Source organism: Coprobacter secundus subsp. similis (genome assembly GCF_015097275.1).
GTDB lineage: Bacteria > Bacteroidota > Bacteroidia > Bacteroidales > Coprobacteraceae > Coprobacter > Coprobacter secundus.
The window spans coordinates 2866040-2892270 of record NZ_AP023322.1; the positions used below are offsets into that span (position 1 = coordinate 2866040).

Sequence of the window (26231 nt, forward strand, 5' to 3'; positions counted from 1 at the left end):
CAAATAAATTTTAGTATATACTTTTTAAATTGTTGGAATTATGAAAAAACTATTTTTGACTCTGTTTTTGGCGGGATGTATAGCAACATCTTTCGCGGTAACGGCTCCTGCAACAGGAATCGCAGAAGGTAATGGATCGGTCGAATCTCCTTACAAAATCGGCTCGGTAGCAGAATTGCTGTTTATGAGAGATAAAACCAATAGTTCGGACGAAGATGCGGGCAGCTATCGGTCTGCCAGTTATGTGCTAACTGCTAACCTGGATATGGCTGATGAAGCCGATTGGGAACCTATTTCTAAAACATCGTCTTTCGGCGGTAGTTTTGATGGTAACGGATATGCTATTAAAAATCTGAAATTCGGTACATCCGGGGCATGCTCAGAAATGAGTGGTGTCGATATGGGGCTGTTCGGTGTTGTTAAATATGGAAAAATTTTGAATCTAAAAGTGGAGAATGTCGGCTTTTATGGCTTTAATACATCAGAGTATCAGATTGGTGGAATTGCAGGTTCTTTACGGGCTGGAGTAGTCGATAATTGTGTCGTGAGCGGTACGTTGATGACAGAGCAGTCTAATGGTGTCGTTTGCAGTATCGGAGGAATCGCCGGAAGGATAAATACTCCGAATGAAACCGTTTCAACATTAATTGTTAACAGCTTTTCCGATATAACGATTAATGTAGTGTCTACCGCTTCTACAGCAGAGCGTATCCACGTAGGGGGAATCGCCGGTAATGTTTCGGGGTCGACCAATTCGACGGTAAATAGTAAAATCGTAAATTCTTATGCTGTAGCTACTATTTCTGTCGATGCTTCTACCAGAGAATGCTATGCGGGGGGAATTGCCGGACAATTGACAGGTACAGATATTAATATCTTGATTTCTAATTGCTATGCGTCGGGAGATGTATATGTGAAATCGGCAAATGGAAGTGTTTCCGGTATTATTGGTCGCAGCAATGCAGGAACTGCTACCGTAAAGAATTGTATCGCATTGAATAATTCGATTAAATTTGAAAAAAATACGATACCATTCCGTGTAGCTAAAAATTCGAAGTCATTGTTATTTTCTGATAATTTTGCTCTTGGAACAGATTTTATGATTCTTCAAAGGCATAATTCATCTTCTGAATGGACACCGGTCGTACCGGAATCAAATGCTACCGGTGAACATGGTGAAACGTTATCAGGCGAAACTCTGGAAGAACAAATCGGAGATGCTTTGTCGAAACTTAATAATTATGTGAGTACAACCGTAACGATGGATGAAGTAGACTTAAAAGCGTGGACATTAAAGGCGGGTAACGATTATCCGGTTTTTGAATCTCTGAATACAGGTATTTGTAATAATACGATCACCGTAGAACCTCGTATCGTTAACCTGAATGGTGGGATTGAAATAGAAGCTCCAGGGTTATCGGATGTCGAGATATATAATTTCTTGGGACAGAAGATCGCCCATTCGGAAGCGGATGGTTCGGTGTTTATAAAAGTTCCGGTAAAAGGTATCGTTATTATAGCCGGTTCTGATATCGATGGTAAACGTATATTTACCCAAAAACATCTGTTTAATAAATAAAATTGTTTTTGAATCAATTGACAGCCACCGGTTTAACTTAACCGGTGGTTGTTAATTGATTCAGATTTATTCCGGTTGCCGAACCGGTGCTAATCGGTAATAAAGTAATAGAATGAAAAAAGCGCTTTTTTTTATATTGATAATTTTATCGGCCTCCGTGTATGGCCAGGAAATGAAAAGGCCTGCTATCTGGGGCATCGCTAAAATAACTTTTTTGGTTAGCGATATGCAAATGGCAAGAGATTATTATGGCCGGTTTCTGGGTTTTGATGAAGCTTTTTCTTATGATTCTCCGCGGGGTAAAGTTGTTTCATTTAAGGTAAATGACCGTCAGTTTCTGGAATTTATAGAGGATAACGATGCGATAAATAAAAAGAGAATGGTTTCTTATTCGTTAGAGACCGACGATGTGGAAGGTATGCGTTTCTTTTTACAACAAAAAGGAATAAAAGTCCCTGATAAGGTGACAAAAGATGCTGTCGGCAACGATTCTTTTGAATTGGTAGATAATTCGGGTAATGTGTTGGAGTTTTTGAATATGAATGAAGACGGTTTGTATAAAAGGTCGAAAGGTAAATTTTTGTCAGAAAGGCGCATTTCCAAAAGAATTCATCATATAGGTATATATGCGGAGAAAATAGATGAAAATGACCCCCTTTATGTTCAGGCATTGGGGTTATATAAGATAGTTCGTTATCCTGAGGATGCTTCTTTATCTCCGAAAATTCTTTATCTCGGTTTTAATAATTGTATCGAGAATATCGAATTTTATTCTCCTAATAATCCTAATTTTTGTCATCCCTGTTTTGTGGTAGATGATATGCAAGAGACTATTTACACCCTCAAAGAACGGCAGATAAACGAAGTGCTTAATAATCCCGGTATAGGATATGGCAAACGCTGGTTGCTGAATTTAATGACACCGGATAAAACGAAAGTGGAATTTACAGAGCCATTTACAATACGATAAATAGAATAATAACATGAAACCATATATAAGTATCTCTTTGCTGGCTATCGGCGCTTTGGCATCTTGTACAAAGCCTGAGAAGAAACAGCCTAATATAGTTTTTATTTTATCGGATGATCATAGTTATCCTTATTTGGGGTGTTATGGAAGTCCGGATCTGAAAACTCCGAATATCGATAAATTGGCCGAGGATGGAGTTCTCTATCACCGGGCATATACGACAGCACCCCAAAGTGTTCCGTCCAGAGCTTCATTAATGACCGGACGGAACGTGCTGGATGTAGAAATGTCGCGATTTTCGGCGCCACTTCAACGCAAATATATCGCGTTTCCCGAAATATTGCGTGAAAATGGTTATTTTACAGGTATTTGCGGACGTAGTTATCACTTAGACGGTTCGGATACAAAAGCTCCGGAGACTATCAAAACTTTTGAGAAATATAATTTGGAGACTTTTAAAGACCGGGTCGATTATTTAAGAAAGGGCTCCGATTCTCTTGCTGTCGAGCAGTTCAGGGAATTCCTGGATTTGGTACCGGGAGAAAAGCCGTTTTTTATCCAGGTTAATTTCCATGATCCGCATCGTGACTTTACGGCATACGAATATGAACCAGATCCGGCAATCATTAAAATGCCGTCGTCGATGCCCGATAATAAAGAATTCAGGGCAGAACAAGCCGGTTTATATGGAGAGATAAACCGGCTCGATGAGAATGTCGGATATATATTGAAGGAGCTTGAAAAACGCAATTTAACGGATAATACTCTCATCGTGTTTATGGGAGATAATGGCAGTGCTTTGTTAAGGGGGAAAGGAACATTGTATGATTGCGGTTTACATGTTCCCCTGATTGTTAAATGGAAAGGAAAGACGAAGAAAAATGTTGATTCGTATTCCCTGTTCTCCGGAGAAGACTTGGGACCTACATTTCTCGATGCTGCCGGTATCGGTGTGCCGGAATATATGAGTGGAAAAAGTTTTGTTCCTACATTCACCGATCCCGATTACACGGTACGGGACGAGATGTTCGCTGTTCGGGTTTCTCATGGCTCGGGTTTACCCCGGTCTACCGACCATTTTGATTTGTCAAGAACCGTTTTTACAAAAGATTATAAGCTTATTTATAATGTTTTGTGGCGGGAACAGTATTATCCGGTCGATTTTGTAAATATGCCTTCTTGGAAATCATTAGAAGAGTTGCATAATAAAGGAATATTGGAAGCTAAGTTCGAAGAAACCATATTTCCGGAAAAACGGCCGATGTTCGAATTGTATGATCTGCGTAATGATCCGGATGAGTTTGTCAATCTTTCCGGACGACCGGAGTATAAGAGTATAGAAGATTCTCTGAAAGGGAAACTGCATGAATGGATGATTGTGTATCGGGACTATGTGCCCCTGCCTATAGAAACCGAGAAAACGAAGCCTGCGGCAAATAAAAAGTGAACGGGTTGCATTATTTTGTGAGAGGGAACTAAAATAGTTATAACAATGAACGAAAAAAATATATCGAGAAGAGATTTTTTTAAAATGGGAATAAGTGCAGGAGTGGCTGCGGTTGGCAGTAGCTTGCTGCCTGATTGCAAAGCCGCTCCCATAAATACGAAAAAATCGGTTGTTTATAATGCAAAAGGACTTCCGACGACTATTCTGGGAAAAACGGGAGTTCGTATTCCCCGGATTTGTTTTGGGTTAGGAAGCCGTTTTTGTGATATTGTATCGCCCGATGAAGCGACAAAAATACTGAATTATGCGCTTGATAACGGGTTGTATTATTGGGATACAGCCTGGGTGTACCAGAATAATAAATTGGGTATTGTCAGTGAAGAACGACTGGGAGAAACTGTGGCGCAGCGCAGGAATGAAATTTTTCTGTCGACAAAAGTTACCAGCCGGAATCCGGATGAAGGGATGCGTCAGATCGAGACCAGTTTGAAACGTTTACGTACCGATCATTTAGATCAGCTGATGATTCATGATATTCAGGATCAGGACATAGATAATTTTAAGCAGAAAGATAATCTTGTAAATCTGATAACCCGTTTGAGAGATGAGAAATTAACCCGTTTCATCGGTTTTTCCGGGCATTCCTCTGCAGAAGCGATGAAGCATATGGCCGAGCTGGGTATTTTTGATACGATGTTAATCGCGATGAATCACTGGCGGGGAGAGAGAGGTCATAAACGGGAAGAATTGGCTATCCCGGCGGCCCGGCGGCAGGGTATGGGGGTGCTTTTAATGAAGGCTGTTCGTCCGAAAGAAACGGTTCCCAAAATAACTGGAGATGAGTTGGTCCGCTTTGCCCTGTCTATAGAAGAAGCGCATGCGTTGGTATTAGGAATGGACAGTATGGAGATTGTAAAACGAAATCTGGATATTCTCCGGCATTTCGAACCGATGTCCGATGAAGAGAAACAAAAGGTTGCCATGCATATTTCTCCATTTTTTAAAAGTAAAGAATTGCCCTGGATGTTTCCTTCATACCATGATGGAAATTGGGGATAATCGAATATCGTACCGATAAGAGCATATTAATGATGAAAAATTTATTGTATATACTGTTTCCTGTTTTTTTATTGTCATCATGCTGTCAGAAACAGCCGATGGACGATGTTGTAAATAATGCTTTGAAATTTGCTGAAAAGCAAAGTCTTCTCTTAGCTGAAAAATATGCGGATAATGATACGGTTTTGCCTCGCTCTTTCGAGCATGGAGAGAATACGACTTCGGTTTCCAGGTGGTGGACAAGCGGCTTTTTCCCCGGAGTATTATGGTATCTTTATGAAGATTCCCAAAATGAAAAAATACTCGATTATGCGAAACTGTATACTTCAAGGGTAGAAAAAGAAAAATTCAATACTAAAAATCACGATGTTGGTTTTATGTTGTATTGCAGCTTTGGAAACGGTTTCCGGTTACAGAATGATTCGGCCTATAAGGCTGTTTTATTACAGGGGGCGAGTTCTTTATCTACCCGTTATAATCCGAATGTCGGGCTTATCAGATCCTGGGATTCTAAAAGAGATATCTGGGATTATCCGGTTATTATAGATAACATGATGAATCTGGAACTTTTGTTATGGGCCGGGAAAAATTCTACGGAGAAAGATTATCGTGCTATCGCGATTTCTCATGCAGATAAAACGATGGAAAATCATTATAGAAGGGATATGAGTTGTTTTCATGTAGTCTCTTACGATACTATTACAGGATTGCCACATGTGAAACAAACTCATCAGGGTTATTCGGATGAGTCGGCATGGGCCCGTGGACAGGCTTGGGGGTTATATGGCTATACATTGATGTACAGGGAAACTCGGGATATAAAGTATTTGCATATGGCTATTAAAATAGCTCGATTTATGATTCATCATAAAAATATGCCTGAAGATATGGTCCCTTATTGGGATTATGATGCTCCCGGTATTCCGAATGAACCGCGTGATGCTTCAACTGCTGCGTTAATGGCTTCTGCCCTGATAGAGCTGAGCGGTTATGTGCAGGATAAACGGCTTGAAAAAGAATATCTCGATGTCACCGAAAAACAGATACGTTCGTTGGCATCGCCGGCATATACGGCGAAATTGGGGGAGAACGGAAATTTTATATTAATGCATAGTACGGGCAATTATCCCCAGAATTCTGAAATCGATGCTCCATTAACTTATGCCGATTATTATTATATCGAAGCACTTATGCGTTGGAAAAAAAAGTTTATGAATTAGGATTGATTAAGGAATGTAGACAGAAGTTGGCTAATGAGTGTTTTCTACATTTGAAAAGTCATAATTTGTAATCGTTCAGAAAGCAAAAGTTTCGCTTTTTTTGATACTGATTTACTGTATTTTCAGAAGTCTGTGTAAGAAAAAAGAATATAATAAAGTTTAGTTTGTTCATTGTCGCTATTGTTTTGCGACAAAAATACAATTCTCGTTTCAGTTCATTTTTATTTAATTGATTATAATAAACTTATTACAGATTAGAAAGTTATTAGAAAGTTCTAGGCTTATATGGTAAAAATAAAAAAACCGGATTTTAAAATCCGGTTTTTTTATTGTGATAGGATATTTCTTAATCTTTCAATTTTGCAGATATAAATTGACGATTTAATCGAGCTATATTTGTTATAGATACATTTTTGGGACATTCAGCTTCGCAAGCTCCGGTATTGGTACAATTTCCGAATCCCAGTTCGTCCATTTTAGCCAACATTGCTTTTGCACGGCGAGCTGCTTCTACACGGCCTTGTGGTAATAAAGCGAATTGACTGATTTTTGCAGAAACAAATAGCATGGCTGAACCATTTTTACAAGCAGCCACACAAGCTCCGCAACCGATACATGAGGCTGATTCCATAGCTTCGTCAGCATCAGGTTTGGGTATAGGAATTGAATTTGCATCAGGTACGCCACCTGTATTTACTGATACATAACCTCCGGCTTGCATGATTTTATCAAAAGCACTACGGTCTACCATTAAATCTCTGATTACAGGGAATCCTGCAGAACGCCATGGTTCTATAGTAATGGTTTCACCATCATGGAATTTACGCATATGTAATTGACAGGTAGTTACGTCTTCATCGGGACCGTGAGGATGTCCGTTTACATATAATGAACACATACCGCAAATACCTTCACGACAATCGTGGTCAAATACAACAGGTTCTTGACCTTCATTAATCAATTTTTCGTTAAGAATATCCAACATTTCGAGAAATGAACTATCTACAGATATTCCTTCAAGTTGATAAGTCTGAAAAGCTCCTTTTTCCTGTGGACCTCTCTGACGCCAGACTTTAAGCGTTATATTGATTGTTTTATCCATAACTTTTAGACTGTAAAATTATTGTTTGTAATTACGTTGTTGAACCTTGATACATTCGTAGTTCAGATCTTCTTTCAACATGATAGGATCTTTGTCTTCTCCTTCATATTTCCAGCAACTTACGTACATATATTTATCGTCCTGACGTAAAGCTTCTCCTTCGTCTGTCTGATATTCGACACGGAAGTGTCCGCCACACGATTCGTTACGGTTCAGGGCGTCGAGAGCCATCAAACGGCCAATTTCAATAAAATCGGCAACTCGAAGGGCTTTTTCAAGTTCTGTATTTAATGTATTTGCTTCTCCTGGGATGCGAACATTAGTCCAGAATTCTTTTTTCACTTCTTTCAATTTTTCTAAAGCTGTTTCAAGACCTTCTTTTGAACGGGCCATACCAACAAATTCCCACATGATGAGGCCGAGTTCTTTATGAATAGAATCAACGGAACGTTTACCCTTTATGTTCATTAGCTTGTTAATGCGATCTCGAATATCTTTTTCAGCTTTGTCAAATTCTGGTAAATCTGTACTGAAGCGAGGAACTTGGATTTGATCTGCCAGATAATTTTGTATTGTATAAGGTAATACGAAGTATCCATCAGCCAATCCTTGCATAAGAGCCGATGCTCCTAAGCGATTTGCTCCGTGGTCAGAAAAGTTTGCTTCTCCAATGGCAAATAATCCTGGGATAGAAGTACTCAATTCATAATCAACCCAAATACCCCCCATTGTATAGTGGATAGCCGGATATATCATCATTGGCGTTTCATATGGATTTTCATCTACGATTTTTTCGTACATCTGAAATAAGTTTCCATAACGAGCTTCTACGGCATCTCTACCAAGACGCTCGATAGCATCTTTAAAGTCGAGATAAACAGCTAGACCTGTAGAACCTACTCCATAACCAGCATCACACCGTTCTTTAGCAGCACGAGATGCAACGTCACGAGGAACTAAGTTTCCAAAAGCTGGATAGCGACGTTCCAAATAATAGTCACGATCTTCCTCTTTTATATCTGTTGGTTTCAATTTACCGGCACGGATAGCTTCAGCATCTTTTATATTTTTAGGTGTCCAAATACGCCCGTCATTACGTAAAGACTCAGACATAAGAGTCAGTTTTGATTGGAATTCTCCATGTACAGGAATACAAGTAGGATGTATCTGGGCAAAAGCTGGGTTAGCAAAATATGCTCCTTTTTTATAGCATTGATATGCGGCAGAACCGTTTGAACCCATAGCATTGGTCGAAAGGAAGAATGTATTTCCGTAACCACCTGTTGCGATAACTACTGCATGAGCAGAGAACCTTTCTATTTTACCTGTAACCAAGTTGCGGGCAATGATACCACGGGCACGACCATCGATAACAACTAAGTCGAGCATTTCGTAACGAGTATATAATTTTACGGTACCTTTATTTACTTGGCGACTAAGAGCAGAATATGCTCCCAGAAGTAATTGCTGTCCAGTTTGTCCTTTAGCGTAGAAAGTACGTGAAACCTGTGCTCCACCAAAAGACCGGTTCGCTAAAAGACCTCCATATTCACGTGCAAAAGGAACACCTTGAGCAACACACTGGTCAATAATGGAATTTGATACTTCTGCCAGACGATATACGTTGGCTTCACGAGCTCGATAGTCTCCCCCTTTTATTGTATCGTAAAATAATCTGTATACACTATCACCATCATTCTGATAGTTTTTTGCGGCATTTATACCACCTTGAGCAGCAATGGAGTGTGCACGACGAGGAGAATCCTGGATACAAAAGTTCAAGACATTAAAACCCAATTCTCCCAGAGATGCTGCAGCGGAACCTCCGGCTAAGCCTGTACCTACTACAATGATGTCGAGACGACGTTTATTGGCGGGGTTCACCAATTTTTGATGAGCTTTATAATTACTCCATTTTTCGGCTAATGGACCTTCAGGAATTTTTGAATCTATTTGTGTCATAACAATAATTTTTCAAAGGTTTATATCAAGCTAAGCTCTTGATGTAGAAAGTAATAGTTACAATGGCAAAGCCCAAGAAAATAATGGTTGCAAAGATGTTGGAAATACACTTCCAACGGTTCATCCAAATGCGGTTATTCCAACCGATTGTCTGAATAGCGCTCCAAAATCCATGAGTGAGGTGGAACCAAATGGCTACGTACCATATCAGATATAAAATTACAAAAACGATGTTACTGAAGTAATATTTTATAAATGCTGCACCGTCAGCAGGGGATACGAACGTGTCGCCTAATGTAACCGAAACATTTCCAGTGAGTTCGGCAAACATCATTTTATACCAAAATTGGCTTAAATGCAACACAATAAAGCCTAAAATGACGATACCCAGTACAAACATGTTCTGAGATGACCATTCAACACCTTTAGGAGTCGCATTTACAGCATAACGGTCATTCCCGCGGGCTTTACGGTTTTGAAGTGTAAGCCATAAACCGTAAATGATGTGAATGATAAATCCGGCGGCTAAAATTAATGTACCTACAACTGCGTACCAATTAGCACCTAAAAATTCGCAAATCGTGTTGTACGCCTCTTCGGAAAATACCGCGGCTACATTCATCGACATGTGAAATAACAAGAACAAAATGAGGAAGATACCTGATATGCTCATTATCAGTTTTCTTCCGATTGAAGAATTCAATAACCACATAGGATTTTAATTTAAGTTATTTATTTGTGTAATTTATATACCTGCTTTTGGCGATTGCAAAATTAAATTAATATTGTATAGAAACCAAAGAATTAAAGAAATATTTCTGTAATAAAAATATTTCTTTAAAATTTAAGTAAAGTCCCTAATATAAAAAGAGAGAATTGAAATTCAATTCTCTCTTTTTATATTATTTAGATGCTTTTTTTCTTCCTGTCCGCTTTTTTTCTGAGGGAATTTTTTCATCGCTTTCTTTTATTATTTGCATACAGGCATCGAAAGAAAGCTCTTTTGGCTCAGTTCCTTTCGGAATTTTGTAGTTCTTCTTTTTGTAAGCAATATAAGGGCCATATCGTCCATTGAGTACTTCTAATTCAGAGTCTTCAGGGAAACTTTTTATTAATCTTTGGCTTTCCTGCTCGCGTTTGGCTTTTATCAGTTCTATTGCTTCATCGAGTGTTACGGAAAGCGGTTCGAGTGTTTTCGGAAGGGAAACATATTTTCCATCATGACGTATATATGGGCCAAATCGGCCTATACCGACAGAGACAAGCTTATTTTCATAATCACCTAAAGTCCGCGGTAAATCAAATAACTTGAGTGCTTCCTCTAAAGTAATTGTACTCATTGATTGCCCTTTAAGTAAAGATGCAAATTGTGGTTTTTCTTCGTCATCTGGTGTACCGATTTGTATGAGTGGACCGAATCGACCGATTTTTACTGAAACTGGTTTCCCTGATTTAGGATCTGTTCCCAATATTCGTTCACCAACTTTATGCTCCATTTTCATTTCTAGAGCATCTTTCACTACCGGATGGAATAATTTGTAAAATTGGTCTATTGCATTGGACCATGGTAATTTTCCTTCAGCAATATGGTCGAAAGTCTGTTCTACATTAGCAGTAAAATTATAATCCATAATATCTGGAAAATATTGTACTAGAAAGTCATTTACGACAATACCTATGTCTGTAGGTATTAGTTTTGCTTTTTCTGCTCCGGTTATTTCGGTTTTTGTACAGTCTTTTATATTTCCATTTTTAAGTAACAGAGTATTATATTTACGTTCTGTACCTTCACGGTCTCCCTTTTCTACATATTCACGTTGCTGTATTGTAGAGATTGTAGGTGCATAGGTTGATGGCCGTCCGATACCTAGTTCTTCCAATTTATGAACGAGGCTTGCTTCGGTATATCGGGGAGGACGTTGAGTAAACCTTTCTGTAGCCTCTATATCGTTATATTTCAGCTCTTGCTTTAGTGATAAAGGCGGTAACATTTTTTCATTGTTTTCACCTTCGTTTTCATCATCTTGAGATTCGAGGTAAACTTTCAGAAATCCGTCGAATTTGAGGACTTCTCCGGTAGCCACGAATTTTTCATTTCGTGAAGATATGTTTATTACAGCAGTTGTCTTTTCGAGTTCGGCATCGCTCATTTGTGAAGCGATAGTTCGTTTCCATATAAGTTCATACAGACGTCTTTCTTGAGAGGGTGCATCAATTTCTTTTTGACTCATATAAGTTGGACGTATGGCTTCGTGAGCTTCTTGTGCACCTTTACTTTTGGTCTGATAATGTCTTATTTTAAGATATTTTTCTCCTAAGGAAGATATAATTTCTTCTTTAGATGTATTTATTGCCAATGACGATAAATTGACAGAGTCTGTACGCATATAAGTAATAAATCCTGACTCATACAGACGTTGAGCAATCATCATGGTTTGTGCAACCGAATATCCTAATTTCCGGGCAGCTTCTTGTTGTAAAGTAGATGTGGTAAAGGGGGGGGCTGGAGACTTTTTTGCAGGACGTACAGAAATATCCTCTATTGTAAAATTTGCCTGTCGGCAAGCCTCAAGGAAATTTAAGGCTTCTTCTTTAGTCTTCAGTCGTTTATTTAATTCAGCCTTTAATTCTATCGGATTTCCGTTTTCCGACGGAATCAAAAATGTTGCGATAATCCGGTATGAGGCTTCTGAAATAAAGTTCTTTATTTCTTTTTCTCGTTCTACGATAAGACGTACGGCCACAGATTGTACTCGCCCAGCAGATAATGCTGGTTTTACTTTTTTCCATAGTACAGGTGAAAGTTCAAATCCCACAATGCGGTCGAGAACGCGACGAGCTTGTTGTGCATCTACTCTGTTAATATCTATTGCACGCGGATTTTCAATTGCATTGAGAATGGCAGATTGGGTTATCTCATGAAATACGATTCTTTTTGTATGTTCAGGTTTTAATTTTAACACTTCAGATAAGTGCCAAGCAATGGCTTCTCCTTCACGGTCTTCATCGGACGCCAGCCATACTGTTTCTGATTTTTTTGCTTCGTCTTTAAGAGTATCTACCAATTTCTTTTTGTCAGAAGGTATTTCATATATAGGAGTATAGTTATGCTCTATATCGATGCTGAAGTCTTTCTTTTTCAAGTCTCGGATATGGCCGTAACTCGATAATACTTTGAAATCTTTCCCCAGAAATTTCTCTATAGTTTTTGCTTTTGCGGGAGATTCGACTATGACTAAATTTTTTTGCATGAACAATATATTGATCTGTAATTATACTTTGTGGGCGCAAAAATAGAAAAAACGAATTGAAATAGAGAACTTTTACTACTAATTTTAATTTTTTCTAAAATAAAAAGAGGATAACGGTTATTATATACATACCTTTTAAGGCGAAGGAAATAGATATATGAAAATTTGTTACATATTTATTCTATATTTTTTAATAATAAAAATAAAATATGTCATTTCTTATATTTTTTGTATATTCGCATAGTGACTTAATAAATAGAAAGTGGATAATCGAAAAATGGAAACTGTCCGGTGTCAGAAACTCATGTCTTTGGCTCGGGTGGGCTGGTGGGAAGCCGATTTTAGAAAGCGAATATATATTTGTTCTGATTTTCTTGTTGATTTATTGGGGCTAAAGTCAGATACTGTTTCTTTTGAAGAATTTGGGTTATTGATACGTGAGGATTTTCGAGACCGTATTTCAAATGAATTTGCTTCTATTCTGGTACAGGAAGTCTATGAGCAGGTATTCCCTATTTATACTCGTTACGGGGTAACGTGGGTACGTTCTAAATTGGGAGAGAAGAATACAGATATAAATGATAATTTACGAGCTTTTGGTTTTATACAATGTATTGAAGACCGGGATGAGATTTTATCTTATGAGTCATCTTTACAGCGAGTGAATAGTCTGCTGTACCAGCAAAATTCTATTTCTTGTTCTTTAGTATCTTTTTTGAAAGAAGAGAATATCACAAATGTTATACATAAAATTTTAGGAGATATTCTTCGCTTGTTTAGAAAAGGTAGAGCTTATATCTTTAAATATGATTGGGAACGTCAAGTTCAAAGTTGTATTTATGAAGTTGTTGATGCAGACGTAATGCCTGAAATAGATAAACTTCAAAATTTGCCGTTAGATTCTACTCCTTGGTGGACAAAGCAGATGGAGTCGAAAAAACCTATTATCATATCTTCATTAGACAATCTCCCTGAATGTGCGTCTCAAGAAAAATATTATTTGAAAAAGCAGAGCATAAAGTCTATAATGGTGGTTCCGATGTTGGATACAGATAGGGTATGGGGATATATGGGAATAGACATTGTAGATACTTTTCGTCATTGGAGCAATGAAGATTATCAGTGGTTTGCCTCTCTGGCTAACATTATTAGTCTTTGTATTGAAATGAGACTTTCGGAAGAAGAGGTCGAAAAAGAGCGTTTATACTTGGAAAATTTGTATAAACATATGCCTTTGGGATATATCCGGCTTAGAGTCATTTCAGATGAAAGAAATAGTCCGATAGATTATTGTGTTCTTGATGTCAATCATGCAGCTGAAGAGTTGTCAGGGATATTATTGTCTGAATATAAAAATAGGACGATTTCAGAAATAGGTTCTTGTAAAATTGGACAATTAAAGGAAAAACTAAAATCGGCAGATTTGAGTAAGAACAAAGAATTATCGATGACATTTCCTCTTACCCAAAAAACATGTTTTACTGTTTTTTATGTGCCTCAACCGGGAGAGATAGTTGTTTTGTTTGGGGATACAACTAAAGAAATAAAGGCCCATGAGGCCCTTGATAGAAGTGAGAAAATATTGAGAAATATTTATATGAATATTCCGGTAGGTATTGAGTTATACGATAAAAATGGTGTATTGCTCGATATGAATATACGGGATGTAGAGATTTTCGGGTTGAACTGTAAGGAAGATGCATTGGGTATAAATTTATTTGAGAATCCCAATTTACCAGAAAATGTGATCGAGTCTATACGTAGGAAAGAACCTGTTTCTTTCCGTTTGAATTATCCTTTTAAGGCGGTAAAAGGGTATTATCCTACAATGAAAAGCGGATATATCGATTTATATACGAAAGTGAGCATGTTATATGATTCCCGGGGAAATCTTATCAATTATCTTTTTATTAATATTGACAATACGGAAATCAACAATGCTTATAGTAAGATCGCTGAATTTGAAAATTCGTTTTCTTTGGTAAGTCGTTTTGGTAAAGTCGGATACTGCAAATTTGATGTGGTGACACGTGAAGGATATGGTGTCCCTCAATGGTATAGGAATTTAGGAGAAGATGAGAATACTCCGTTATCTCGTATTATTGGAGTATATGAACATGTACATGAAGAAGACCGGCAAGCTTTATTTGATTTTATAACTCAGGTAAAGCAGGGAGATATTGAGAGTTTTAGTAAGGATTTACGTATTTGTTCTTCGGAAGGGAAATATAAGTGGACTCGAGTAAATGTAATTCGTAATCCGATGGACGAGAATCCTGATTCATTGGAAATGATATGTGTGAATTATGATATTACTGAGTTGAAAAATGCAGAAGATGAGTTAATCAATGCAAAGGAAAAAGCTGAGCAAAGTGATATGCTAAAGTCGGCATTTTTAGCAAATATGAGTCATGAAATACGGACACCGTTAAATGCCATAGTGGGTTTTTCTGAATTATTGTTTGATACAGAGGAACAAGAAGAAAAACAGGAATATATTTCTATTGTACGCGATAATAATGAACTTTTACTTCAGTTGATATCGGATATTCTCGACCTTTCTAAGATTGAATCTGGTACCCTTGAGTTTGTTATGGGGCGTATCGATGTGAATTTATTATGTGAAGATTTAGTACGTTCTTTGCGGATGAAGGTTTCTGAGAAGGTAGAGCTTTTATTTGAAGATTATCAGTCCGAAATGTATATAATAGGGGATAGAAATCGCATCTATCAGGTCATTTCTAATTTTGTAAATAATGCGATTAAGTTTACGACTAAAGGTAGAATTTCAGTTGGATATTATTTAGAGAGTGATTATCTGAAATTTTATGTTAGAGATACAGGGGTTGGGATTGCACCGGATAAAGTAGAGCATATTTTTGACCGTTTTATTAAACTAGATAATTTTGTTCATGGTACAGGTTTAGGCCTGTCTATTTGTAAAAGTCTGGTAGAACAGATGGGAGGACAGATAGGGGTGGAATCGGAACAGGGAAAAGGCTCATGTTTTTGGTTTACTTATCCTCTAAAAAATTTGAATCAATTGGAAGCACACTCAAATAATTTAAACACTATGGAAAAGGTGTCTGAGGTTGTAGAAAAGAAGCCTGTTATTTTGGTTGCGGAAGATACGGATAGTAATTTTTTGCTTGTATCTACTATATTGAAAAGAGATTATGAAATAATACGTGCTCATGATGGAGTAGAAGCTATTGAATTTACTGAAAAGTATATTCCTTGTGGTATTCTTATGGATATAAGGATGCCTCGTATCGATGGGATCGAAGCTACTTATAAGATACGGGAAATGGGATATGATATGCCTATCATTGCCGTTACTGCATTTGCTTTTGACCGAGACCGTCAAAAGATGTTGGATGCAGGGTGTAATGACTATATAACCAAACCTCTCTCTTCAGCAATTTTAAAATCAACGATAAAGAAATGGTTGGAAAAGGAAATTATGTTTTAAGTTTATTGTATATCCTATTGCTGATGTTTACTTTTCATTCCTAAAACTTCGCGTGGACTGATTTGGTTTACTTCTACGAATAAACGAGTAAAATGAGAATAATTTGTATAACCTATTTCATACATAGTTTCAGTTATATTCAAACCTTTTTCTTTCATTAGGTTATATGCTTTTTTCATTTTTATTTCCTTTATGTATTGTGAGGGTTTTTTATTTATAATTGCAATCATTTTGCGATATAGTTGCATGCGAGACATTGCCATAATATGGCAGATTTCATCAATTCCAAATTCTGAAGAGGAAATATTTTCAAGAACAATATTTTTGAAATTGGTAAGAAAAGACAGTTCTCGCTCATTCAATTTTTCTGTTCCATTACATATTTCTTCTTTTTTCTTTTGTGTAAGTTTTAGTAAATTGTTTACTCTTAATTTTAGGACTTGAGGGTTGAATGGTTTAGTGATATAATCGTCAGCTCCATATGATAACCCTTCTATCTCACTTTCTTGATTGGTTTTGGCAGTCAGTAATATAATTGGAATATAACTGGTACGTATATCGTTTTTGGCTTTTTGTGTAAATTCGATTCCATCCATTACAGGCATCATTATGTCACTGATAATGATATCTGGGATATTGCTAAAGGCAAGATTCAGACCTTCCTTTCCATTATTTCCCACTATAACTTTTGCGCTGTACGAAAGAAGAGTGACGATGTAATCTCTTAATTCAAAGTTATCTTCAATAACCAAAATCAAAGGCTTGTTTCTAGCTTTTTCCTGTGTATCTGTATGGTCATTTGTTGGGATGACAGAAGTATGTATATCGGGTTCCTCTTCTATCAGACCTTGATAAGCTTCTTTGGTGTTGGGTATCTCAAGAGTGAATATTGAGCCCTCGCCTATGTGACTTTTCACAGAAATATTTCCTAAATGAAGTGTTGCTAAATTTTTGCAAAGATTCAGGCCTACACCGGTGCCTCCTACTGTCCCTGGAACTTGGTAGAAACGGTCAAATATTTTATCTATTTCTTTTTCGTCAATACCGATACCTGTATCTTCTACAGAAATATGTACTGTCGAGTTGTCGCTACTCTGAGAAGAATAAATCGCTATGCGTCCATTTTCTGGAGTATATTTTATTGCATTTGAGAGTAGATTGAAACAGATTTTTCTGATGACTTCTTTATCACACCAGAAATATTCACAGACCATATCGTTGTAATATTCAAGTATTATATTTTTTTGTTGGGCGATTGCTGAGAAGTCTTCTTTGATATTTGTTAATAATTGGGGGAGATTTTCCTGTTTGATGCAAAGTGTGTATTTTTCGTTTATGACTTTTCTGAAATCTAGAAATTGGCTGATTAGTTGTAATAGTCTGTCGGCATTATTTTTTATTATTTGGAGACGTGATCTTAAAAATTCATCTTTATATGATTTTTCGATCAGCTCTTCTACTGGAGCCGAAATCAACGATAAAGGAGTACGTAACTCGTGAGTTATATTGGTATGATATTTCAATTTTACCTCGGCAATTTCCATTTCTTTTTTATGTTCGAGGTGTTCCATGAATAGTTGTTTTTTTATCTTAGCTCTATCACTAAAGTATTTGTATATAAAATATCCCGCAGAAAATATAAATATGAAATATAGTAGATACGCATATCCTGTTTCCCAAGGAGCTGGGTTTATAGTGATAGGAAGTGTTTTGGCTGTTTCATTCCAAATACCGTCGCAATTGGAACTTTTGACTAATAATTTATATTTTCCGGGGGGGATATTTGTAAATGTTGCTGACTTAATATTATTGTTTACCTCAGTCCATTCGTCACTAAAACCTTCAAGTTTGTACATGAATAGGTTTTTTGCCGGGTTACTAAAATGTAGTGCGGCAAATTCTATAGTAAAGTTATTTTCATTATACTTGAGTTCCAATTGGTCTGTAAATTCTAAGGAACTGGTAAGCAGCTCTCTTCCATTAAATTTTTCATGTGGCAAAATTCTTGTATTGTTTATTTTTAATGCGGTTAACTGAGTTTCAGGAGGTATATTATTGGTTTTGAGGGAGGGAAGGTCTATGATATCGATACCCTTGATGCTACCGATGTAGAGTTGGTCTGTTTTCGAATCGTACAAAGCCCCTTCAGATAAGATATTCGTTGAGAGTCCGTCTGTATTCAGATAATTCATTACACTGTAATCTTTTAAAGAATACCGTAAAAGCCCGAGGCTGGTACTTAGCCATAAATTTTGGGCATTATCTTCTACAATGGAGGCAATTTTATATGTTTGTACTCTGGGGTCATTGCTTTCAGTTGCCAGAGAGTATCCTCCAGTTTCATTTTTTATAAGTTTTTTGAGTCCGGAATCTGTTCCTATATAAATGTTTTGATTCGATGCTTTTAGTATCGACCATACATGTTCGTTTTTTTCTTGGCTTAATTTGCTAATCGATTCTATATTTTTAATATCACCGTTATTATATAGAGTTGCCTTTAATAATCCTGCATTTTTTGTCCCTATTAATAATGTATTGTCTTTTTCGTCAAAAAAAAGTTTGGTAATGTTATTTATTACTCTTATAGAGCTTGTCGGCTGTATATCGTTTAGTTTATATGCCAGTTTATTACCCGATTTTTTTATTTGTAAAAGACCATTTCTCATACCTATCCAAATTGTATTTTTATTATCTGTACATAATGCGTACGGGCCATCAAAGGGATAGGCATTTTGAGGTAATCCTGGTTGGTTTTTTAATGAGATTATTTTTTTTATGTTACCATCAGGAATCATATATATGTTATGTAAAGAAGTTATCCAGATATTTCCTTCTATGTCTTCTATAATGTCATATATGTTTTCATTTATTTCGTTAATACGTAATATTTTATCTGATTTGCAGTTATTTATGATAAATATTCCATTGTTGGTTCCTGCCCATATCCTATTATATCGGTCTTTTATTAAAGATTGTATAAAAAGTTTGTCGATAGCTTTTGGATGATTTAGAGAGTAATGATAGATTGATTTGGCATTCAGGTCAAATCGGGCTATGCCGTCCATAAATGAAGTTATCCATACATTCATGGTTCTGTCAAGCATAAGTGATTTCATTTCATTATTATTCCAAAAATCATTTTTGGAAAATGAGACCTTTTCAAAAGTGAAGTTATTATCGTTTTGATGTATCCAAAATAATTCAGTCGTTGTAGATAAAAGGTAAAGACGGTCGGTGATGGGTAATATTCTTCTAAAAGCTCCGGAAGGATGGAAATCTAAAATATATGGGTTTTCAAGGTAATTTTGTATTTTTTGATGTAATGTAGAATAATAATATATTTCGGAATTAGTAATTATCCAAATATTTCCAATACTGTCTTTTAATATCTGTTTTACATGGTCAGACATTTTTTTTACCAGTTTAAAATCGCTTTCACTTTTATTTTTTAAGAACAATCCTTTTGGAGTTGCAGCAATGATATTTCCATTATCATCGTGTCCGATAGATACGGTGTATTGTAATATATTCTCTTCCGAATTTCCTTTTAGAGAGTAATGTTCTATATGTATTTTGTTGTCAGTAGTGAAAGTTATCTTATGGGGCCCGTTTGTTGTTCCCACCCACATTTCGTCTCCATTTTTATCGAAGCTGCTTATTTGGTTGTCTGTCAATTGTCCTTTGTGTTTTGAATCGGCCATATAACGAGTGATACGTTCTGTTTTCAGGTTATAACAGTTCAAGCCTCCTCCGTCGGTTCCTATCCAAAGTTCGTCTCTTTCGGGCCACTCTTGCAAAGAAAGTATTCGGTTATCGCTTATTGAGTTGGTGTTTTGCGGATTGTGGCGAAATAAAAGGAAACTATTACCATCGTATCGATTGAGTCCGTCGTATGTTCCTATCCAAATAAATCCTTGTTTGTCTTGTAATATACATTCTACATCTTGTTGAGATAAGCCATCTTTACCGGAAAGGGTGATTAACCGATAATCGTTTGATAAGATATTCCCTGAAAAGCAAATAAGACTTAAAATGGTCAGAAGACGTTTCATGGTTATAATTTTGAGGTTTATAGAGTATATTTTTTGTAAAATAACAGATTAAATATATATATCTTTTTTGGTTTGGACAACTATAAAGCTCTTCTTTGATGTGATATGATACAATTGGTAATATTATTGTTTTAAATGGTAAGAATCCGAGGCTTCATTTTCTATTTTTTTATGGATGAAGGAGACAATTGGTGTCGTAACTTTTTACGATGTTACAATTGATATGAATTTCGATAATATATGTATAATCAAAAAAGTAAATAGAAATTACTTTTGATTCAGAAAAACTTTGTTTAACCTATCAACGTATCAATATGAGAAAAACATTACTTCTATTCATTTCTTTTATTTTTTGCTGGTGTGTTTATGCTGAGAATTATCCGAGTTTAAGGGATATCTTAAATAGCCAGATTAATAATTCTGTAATTGATATTCCCAAAGGAACGTATGTCCTTGATTTAGTAAATATTCAAGACGCTTATGCTTTTAGAAATAAGAAAAATGTAATAATCAATGGTAACGGTTCTACCATTATTTGTAATCGTCAATCACAAGCGTTTTATTTTGAAAATTGCGAAAATCTTACATTTTCAAATTTTTTCATTGAATATGATCCACCATGTTCTACCCAAGGCACGATTATGGCAATTAATGGCTCCACTTGGGATGTTGCTGTGCATGATGGTTATCCGGCAGAAACGGAGACGGATGATTATAGCTTAGGATTAGGGCGTGTACAAGTGTATGATAAAGATAATAGAGAATTGGTCCATAATTATACGACAACTTCTGCATCAAGTTGTACTAAGACGGGAGATCATATGTTAAGTTTGGTAGTGAATAATCCGAGTTCGTCAGTAAAGGTAGGTGATTATGTTGCCTTGGATGTTGTTGCAAAAGGTTGGGTAGGTGCTCATACCATAATATTGAGTAACTGTAAGCAAATGAAATTGGATAATATTGTCGTATATGATTCTAATTGTTTCTCTTTTTTGGAGTATGATTGTGAGCAGACGCATTATTATAGGTGCAAAGTGACACGTAAGGTTGGTGATCCTAAGTATAGTCAGGATCGGGTAAGAGCCGGTATTGCCGATGCTCTTCATAGTAAGTATGCCAAAGTCGGTCCTATTATAGAAGAATGTATTTTGGAACACAGTGGGGACGATTGTATCGCTATAAATGGTAATTTCTATCCTATTTATAAAGTGGATCAGGCAAGTGGTTATGTCTATTTTTTAACAACGGAAAGTTCATTGAATGGAGTCAGAGTAAAAGCCAAAGATAATGTAGTGTGTGTAAACAATGATGGAACTGTTAGAGGGCGTTCTGTAGCCGAAGAAATATCTTTTGTTAGCCCTTATCCGTCTCAATCGGAGATTAATGCGTGTTTTGCTAAGTTGTCTTCTGTTACGAATAAAGAAAATTATACAAAAGGGGTACGAGTGAAATTGGCTACATGGGTAAACGGCCTGGCTGTAGGAGATGTATTTTATTCTAATGATCGTATTGGCAGCGGTTTTAAGGTAATAAATAATCAGGTAGGTCACAATCGCTCAAGAGCTATTTTGATTAAAGCTTCAGATGGTATTATACAAGGCAATACGATAGAAGGGAGTGGAATGAGTGGCATAGCGATAGCTCCGGAATTTTATTGGATGGAAGCTGGGTGTTCGAGCAATGTAGAGATTGCTAATAATACGATACGTAATTGTATGTTTGATGCTAATATGGATTGGACATCTCAAGCTGGAGCTTTAGTTGTAGTAGCACAAGCTCCTAATGGTAAATTAGCTCCTGCAGGTACATTTCAAAATATACATATACATGGCAATACTATCGAAGGCTGTCCTCAGCCATGTGTGTTCTTGAATGCAATAGAAGAAGGTTATTTTTATGATAATACAATTGTACCTGACCCGAATATGATTCGTACCCATGGGTCCAGCTTTGGGGTGTCTAATTCAAGGCCGATAGAGGTAATAAACTGTGTGTATCTTCAGGAAAGCCCTCCGGTAGGTATTACAGGTTCAAGAACTGACTCAAAACACATTTTTATAGATGCAAATGGATATTTACGATTGGATGGATTATCTGGAGATGAACAGGTATTGGTTTCGATATATGATATGTTTGGCAGCATGATAAAGTCACAACGATTAGATAAGTCGGATATATTGCCAATCTCTTTGTCAAAAGGTGTGTATATAATTGTCGTTCAGGGAAGTGACACCGTTTTTTCTGAAAAGGTGATAATACCGTAATTTTATGTGAAATTTTTTCTATTAATCTTTAATTTATTATACCTATGAAAAGAATTTTATGTTTTATTTTATTATTGGGGATTGTTTCTGTATTTGCAGCAAATTCGCAAGATATATTTTATGTAGATCCAATGTCTGAAAATGCCGATGATGCAAATCTGGGAACAGAGCAAGCTCCTTGGTTTACTTTTAATTCGAGTAAATGGACTGATGGATGTACCGTTATATTAAAAAGCTTGTATATTGTTGATGGAGTTACTACTGTTGATAAGGATAATGTCACGGTAAAGGGCTTATCTAAAGACGATGTTTATATTATCGGATATGGTGATGGTGAGGAAGAAGGTGCATGTGATCGTATTTTTCAGGTTTTTGATAAAAATTTTACATTGAAAGACGTAAGTTTGAGAAACTTGATGCAGCCTAAGCCTGTATCGGATACGGAAAAACCAAAGTGGGAGGGAATGCTTTTCTGCAATAATGGGGCTACATTGAATCTTGAGAATGTGAATATAGAGAATGTTTCTTTACCGGGAGCACGAGGTGGTGCTATTTTTTCAGAAGGTACGCTGAATTGTAAAAATGTAAAGTTTGAGAATTGTTTAGCAGGTTTGGGAGCCGCTATTTATGTGAGTGGGAAGGGAAAAGTCCATTGTGAAGAATGTACTTTTTTGAATAATAGTGTAGCGGATAATTTTACTTTATGGAAATTAGGCGGAGCTATTTGCTCCCAAACGGCTGAAGCAGATATAAATATCGACAAATGTTATTTTGAAGGGAATAACGGAGATTTGTCCGATCCTCCAACAAAAGGTGGAGCCATTTATATGTTTATTTATGAAGGTGCTGATAGTAAATTGTCTATTTCCAATTCGACTTTTTATAAAAATGTTGCTACGTTGGCAGGAGCTATCATGATAGAAAGACAAAATGATGATGGGACGGGCAGTATTGATTTTTCGTCTGTAAATAATACATTTATAGAAAATCGGCAATTAGCAACGAATGATATGCACGGAACGGCAATAAAAATGCCTGGTTATTATGCTCCCGGTTACGGTGGTACTTTCAAGTTTATTAATAATACTTTTTTTAGAAATCTGCCCAGTGATAAAGCACAAGCTTCTATTGCTATGAATTCTTGGGGACAGGCAGAACTGATATTATTGAATAATTTGGTTATAGACCAAGGTACAGATGGAGAAGGAAAACCGGTTGGCTGGTCTTGGGTGTTTGACGAATTGAATGGAGAGTACCCATTTAAGTCCGTGACAATTAAAAATAACATATTTGATGATTTTGGTGGGGGATTAGGAGAAAATAGTATTCGTGCAGCGCTGGATAATCCGGATAATAATAATACGATATTTGAAGAAACAGCACAGAAAGCGACAGTAAAATTGGCTGAAACACTGGTATTTCCTGAAATAGGAATACCCTATTTGCCTATAATTGATAAAGAGTCTGTTGCTATTGATAAAGGTTTGGACCAATATTTTATTGGTAGTGATAATGTGATTCCGGCAAATGATGTTCGAGGTATTGCTATGGTCGGTAGTCATAAAGATTTGGGTGCATACGAGTATAATGGAGAAATGTTGGGAGTAGAAAAGGCTGAAATTGGGACGAAAGGTGTGAATGCATATCCCAATCCGTTTAAGGATATTATTGTTTTTAATAAGGAGATTTCTTTAGTATCTATCTTCGATACGACAGGTGCATGTGTTCTGGTATCCGAGCAAGTAGCCTCTGTTGATGTTTCTGCTCTTCCTTCTGGTTTTTATATAATTCGTATTGTTGATAACAAAGGGGCTGTATCTGTACAGAAAATGCAAAAATAGATATAACTCAAAGAAGCCAGTCATCAGGCTGGCTTTTTTGAGTTAAAGTCCTTATTTATTCATATATTAATTTTTTATACCTATGAAAAAAAATTTTTACTTTCTACTATTGTTGTTGGCATCGTTTTTTGTTTCTATACAGGCAGCCGATACTTTTTATGTAAATCCATTTGCAGAGAATACCAGTGATGATAATGCAGGTACAGAATCTGCTCCGTGGGCGACTCTGAATCCGGGAAAGTGGACTGATGGTTGTACTGTCGTTATTCAATCGTTAGTTTTTCTGGATGTTGCTCAATCTATATCTATTCCTTGTAATGTTACATTGATTGGGGAGGAGAGTGAAGACGCTCTTCCTATTATTTTGGGATACGATGATAGTGAAGAAGTACCATCGGAATGTCAGCGTTTTTTTAACGTGTCTGATGGAAAGACAATTACGATAAAGAATCTTGAAATAGCAAATATGAATAGTTCTGACGGAGCAGCGGGATGGGGCGGTATTTTCAATGTAGATGTAAACTCTACGCTAAATCTGGAAAATGTGAGCATACGTAATGTATTTTTGGGCGGAGCGACAGGCGGTGGTGCTATCTGGGTCGGAGGAAAACTGAATTGTAAAAATGTTCTTTTTGAAAATTGTGTGTCTCGTCAAGGGGGTGCTGTATTTATAAATGGAAACAGCCCGGTTTCATTTGAGGGGTGTACTTTTAAGAATAATAGTTGTGGAGATATTGATGATTATAAAATGGGGGGTGCTGTTTGTATTGATGTTGCAGACCAAGCAAATGTAACATTTGACAAGTGTTATTTTGATTCCAATATATGCCAGCATATAGATAAATATCCGGCTGGAGGAGCAATTTACTTAAGAGGGGCAAATCCTAAAGTATATATAAGTAATTCGACTTTTTATAATAATGATGGTGGAAGTGCAGGAGGAGCATTCAACTTTCAGAGAGTAGAACAAGATGAAAACCAAAACATAGATATACGTTTCATCAATAACATATTTACACGTAATAAATTATCTTATAATGCTGCGCATCACGGAATTGTAATTAATTTTAGCTGGGGATCATATGACAAAATAGGAGGTACTGTTGCATTCGTTAATAATACTTTTTATAAAAATTTTACGGATAATGCGGTACAATCTTCTTTGTTTATGAATTCGTTACCGGTTGATTTAGTCGTTGCCAATAACATAGTTTTGGATAAGAATGGAGAGTTGGGTTTTGGTCTTGTATTCAATGAAGAGAATCAGATAGCATTTAAATCGACTAAAGTTCAGAGTAATATTATGGATGCCGGTTTTGGTGGTTCTCGTCTTCCTTCTTTTGATGCAGCGGTACAGGACGAGAGCAATAAAGCTGATTTATCAAATGAAGATGTTAAGTTATCTGAAGAGCTGATAATCCCGGCAATAGGTACACCTTACCTTGCATTGAATGAAGGTTCTGTTGCTATTGATGCTGGAGTTAATAGTGTTTCTGTCGGTGGAGGAAATATTGTTCCGAATTTTGATATTAGAGGTGCTGAAATGGTAGGAGGGCACAAAGATGTCGGAGCTTATGAGTATGGGGGTGTAGTAGGAATAGAAAAAACAGAACGGGAAACAATGGTACTTGCTTATCCTAATCCTTTTGTTGATGTGATTTATCTGGCAACCGAAGCCGCCCGGGTCAATGTATTTGATATGGCAGGAGTATGTTTAATTTCTGAGACTGTTGTGACTAAAATCAATACATCTGCCTTAAATCCGGGTTTTTATATTGTACAAATTATTGATAACGCGGGTAATGTCTCCAGTAGAATAATGTGGAAATAGAATAACATAAAATGAAAAAAGAGAAATGCCCGGATATTATATTGTTTGGGCATTTTTTTTGTTTAAGAAATAATGCTATTGAAAATATATAGGATTTTACTTATTATTCTGAAAAACAATTACTAAATTGGTATCGAAAATATATGCAAATATTGATGTTATAGTTTATACCAGTTTATAT

At 36.4% G+C, this 26231-nt stretch carries 14 protein-coding genes; 9 read left to right on the forward strand and 5 right to left on the reverse strand.

Going from position 1 to position 26231, the window contains the following annotated elements; genetic code table 11:
* The first annotated feature begins 40 nt into the window (after positions 1 to 40).
* The 5 genes from Cop2CBH44_RS11485 (at position 41) to Cop2CBH44_RS11505 (ending at position 6275) form a co-directional block, all read left to right on the forward strand.
* A complete protein-coding gene (locus Cop2CBH44_RS11485; protein WP_200754846.1) occupies positions 41 to 1579 on the forward strand; it encodes a GLUG motif-containing protein in 1539 nt (512 codons plus the stop codon).
* A gap of 112 nt (positions 1580 to 1691) precedes the next feature.
* Entirely contained in the window at positions 1692 to 2549 is an 858-nt protein-coding gene (locus tag Cop2CBH44_RS11490) for a VOC family protein (RefSeq protein WP_200754847.1), read from the forward strand.
* 13 nt (positions 2550 to 2562) lie between these two features.
* The gene (locus Cop2CBH44_RS11495; RefSeq protein ID WP_200754848.1) at positions 2563 to 3996 is read left to right on the forward strand and encodes a sulfatase family protein; all 1434 of its coding nucleotides are present in this window, start codon (positions 2563 to 2565) and stop codon (positions 3994 to 3996) included.
* A gap of 45 nt (positions 3997 to 4041) precedes the next feature.
* Positions 4042 to 5055, forward strand: a complete 1014-nt coding sequence (locus Cop2CBH44_RS11500; RefSeq protein WP_200754849.1) for an aldo/keto reductase — start codon at positions 4042 to 4044, stop codon at positions 5053 to 5055.
* A 29-nt stretch (positions 5056 to 5084) separates the two neighbouring features.
* Positions 5085 to 6275, forward strand: coding sequence for a glycoside hydrolase family 88 protein (locus tag Cop2CBH44_RS11505; RefSeq protein WP_200754850.1), 1191 nt, complete (start codon positions 5085 to 5087; stop codon positions 6273 to 6275).
* 346 nt (positions 6276 to 6621) lie between these two features.
* Here the strand turns inward: Cop2CBH44_RS11505 and Cop2CBH44_RS11510 are convergent, their stop codons facing one another.
* From Cop2CBH44_RS11510 to topA, 4 genes are all read right to left on the reverse strand, one after another.
* Positions 6622 to 7377 (reverse strand): succinate dehydrogenase/fumarate reductase iron-sulfur subunit, encoded by a 756-nt coding sequence (locus tag Cop2CBH44_RS11510; protein ID WP_200754851.1) that lies wholly within the window; start codon positions 7375 to 7377, stop codon positions 6622 to 6624.
* Between the two features lie 18 nt (positions 7378 to 7395).
* Positions 7396 to 9339: a fumarate reductase/succinate dehydrogenase flavoprotein subunit gene (locus tag Cop2CBH44_RS11515; protein ID WP_200754852.1), complete on the reverse strand. Its 1944-nt coding sequence runs from the start codon at positions 9337 to 9339 to the stop codon at positions 7396 to 7398.
* Positions 9340 to 9364: 25 nt separating this feature from the next.
* Complete coding sequence (locus tag Cop2CBH44_RS11520) at positions 9365 to 10051, reverse strand: succinate dehydrogenase cytochrome b subunit (RefSeq protein WP_021931679.1); 687 nt, start codon at positions 10049 to 10051, stop codon at positions 9365 to 9367.
* 190 nt (positions 10052 to 10241) lie between these two features.
* Positions 10242 to 12590 (reverse strand): type I DNA topoisomerase, encoded by a 2349-nt coding sequence (topA, locus tag Cop2CBH44_RS11525; RefSeq protein ID WP_200754853.1) that lies wholly within the window; start codon positions 12588 to 12590, stop codon positions 10242 to 10244.
* A gap of 277 nt (positions 12591 to 12867) precedes the next feature.
* Here topA and Cop2CBH44_RS11530 point away from each other — a divergent pair, with 277 nt between their 5' ends.
* The gene (locus Cop2CBH44_RS11530; protein WP_200755960.1) at positions 12868 to 16062 is read left to right on the forward strand and encodes an ATP-binding protein; all 3195 of its coding nucleotides are present in this window, start codon (positions 12868 to 12870) and stop codon (positions 16060 to 16062) included.
* Positions 16063 to 16076: 14 nt separating this feature from the next.
* Here the strand turns inward: Cop2CBH44_RS11530 and Cop2CBH44_RS11535 are convergent, their stop codons facing one another.
* Complete coding sequence (locus Cop2CBH44_RS11535) at positions 16077 to 20114, reverse strand: hybrid sensor histidine kinase/response regulator transcription factor (RefSeq protein WP_200754854.1); 4038 nt, start codon at positions 20112 to 20114, stop codon at positions 16077 to 16079.
* A gap of 314 nt (positions 20115 to 20428) precedes the next feature.
* On the opposite strand from Cop2CBH44_RS11535, the gene Cop2CBH44_RS11540 reads away from it, so the two are divergent.
* From Cop2CBH44_RS11540 to Cop2CBH44_RS11550, 3 genes are all read left to right on the forward strand, one after another.
* Positions 20429 to 22378, forward strand: coding sequence for a T9SS type A sorting domain-containing protein (locus Cop2CBH44_RS11540; RefSeq protein ID WP_055097224.1), 1950 nt, complete (start codon positions 20429 to 20431; stop codon positions 22376 to 22378).
* A 44-nt stretch (positions 22379 to 22422) separates the two neighbouring features.
* Positions 22423 to 24219, forward strand: a complete 1797-nt coding sequence (locus tag Cop2CBH44_RS11545; RefSeq protein ID WP_200754855.1) for a T9SS type A sorting domain-containing protein — start codon at positions 22423 to 22425, stop codon at positions 24217 to 24219.
* A gap of 82 nt (positions 24220 to 24301) precedes the next feature.
* The gene (locus Cop2CBH44_RS11550; RefSeq protein ID WP_055097221.1) at positions 24302 to 26050 is read left to right on the forward strand and encodes a T9SS type A sorting domain-containing protein; all 1749 of its coding nucleotides are present in this window, start codon (positions 24302 to 24304) and stop codon (positions 26048 to 26050) included.
* Positions 26051 to 26231 lie beyond the last annotated feature (181 nt).

What these genes read in the sequence shown, in the direction of transcription:
- Cop2CBH44_RS11515 (WP_200754852.1), bottom strand. Translation starts at nt 9,339, where the DNA reads ATGACACAAATAGATTCAAAAATTCCTGAAGGTCCATTAGCCGAAAAA.
- Cop2CBH44_RS11535 (WP_200754854.1), bottom strand. Translation starts at nt 20,114, where the DNA reads ATGAAACGTCTTCTGACCATTTTAAGTCTTATTTGCTTTTCAGGGAAT.
- Cop2CBH44_RS11550 (WP_055097221.1), top strand. Translation starts at nt 24,302, where the DNA reads ATGAAAAAAAATTTTTACTTTCTACTATTGTTGTTGGCATCGTTTTTT.
- Cop2CBH44_RS11500 (WP_200754849.1), top strand. Translation starts at nt 4,042, where the DNA reads ATGAACGAAAAAAATATATCGAGAAGAGATTTTTTTAAAATGGGAATA.
- Cop2CBH44_RS11545 (WP_200754855.1), top strand. Translation starts at nt 22,423, where the DNA reads ATGAAAAGAATTTTATGTTTTATTTTATTATTGGGGATTGTTTCTGTA.
- Cop2CBH44_RS11505 (WP_200754850.1), top strand. Translation starts at nt 5,085, where the DNA reads ATGATGAAAAATTTATTGTATATACTGTTTCCTGTTTTTTTATTGTCA.
- Cop2CBH44_RS11530 (WP_200755960.1), top strand. Translation starts at nt 12,868, where the DNA reads ATGGAAACTGTCCGGTGTCAGAAACTCATGTCTTTGGCTCGGGTGGGC.
- Cop2CBH44_RS11540 (WP_055097224.1), top strand. Translation starts at nt 20,429, where the DNA reads ATGAGAAAAACATTACTTCTATTCATTTCTTTTATTTTTTGCTGGTGT.
- Cop2CBH44_RS11510 (WP_200754851.1), bottom strand. Translation starts at nt 7,377, where the DNA reads ATGGATAAAACAATCAATATAACGCTTAAAGTCTGGCGTCAGAGAGGT.
- Cop2CBH44_RS11495 (WP_200754848.1), top strand. Translation starts at nt 2,563, where the DNA reads ATGAAACCATATATAAGTATCTCTTTGCTGGCTATCGGCGCTTTGGCA.
- topA (WP_200754853.1), bottom strand. Translation starts at nt 12,590, where the DNA reads ATGCAAAAAAATTTAGTCATAGTCGAATCTCCCGCAAAAGCAAAAACT.
- Cop2CBH44_RS11520 (WP_021931679.1), bottom strand. Translation starts at nt 10,051, where the DNA reads ATGTGGTTATTGAATTCTTCAATCGGAAGAAAACTGATAATGAGCATA.
- Cop2CBH44_RS11485 (WP_200754846.1), top strand. Translation starts at nt 41, where the DNA reads ATGAAAAAACTATTTTTGACTCTGTTTTTGGCGGGATGTATAGCAACA.
- Cop2CBH44_RS11490 (WP_200754847.1), top strand. Translation starts at nt 1,692, where the DNA reads ATGAAAAAAGCGCTTTTTTTTATATTGATAATTTTATCGGCCTCCGTG.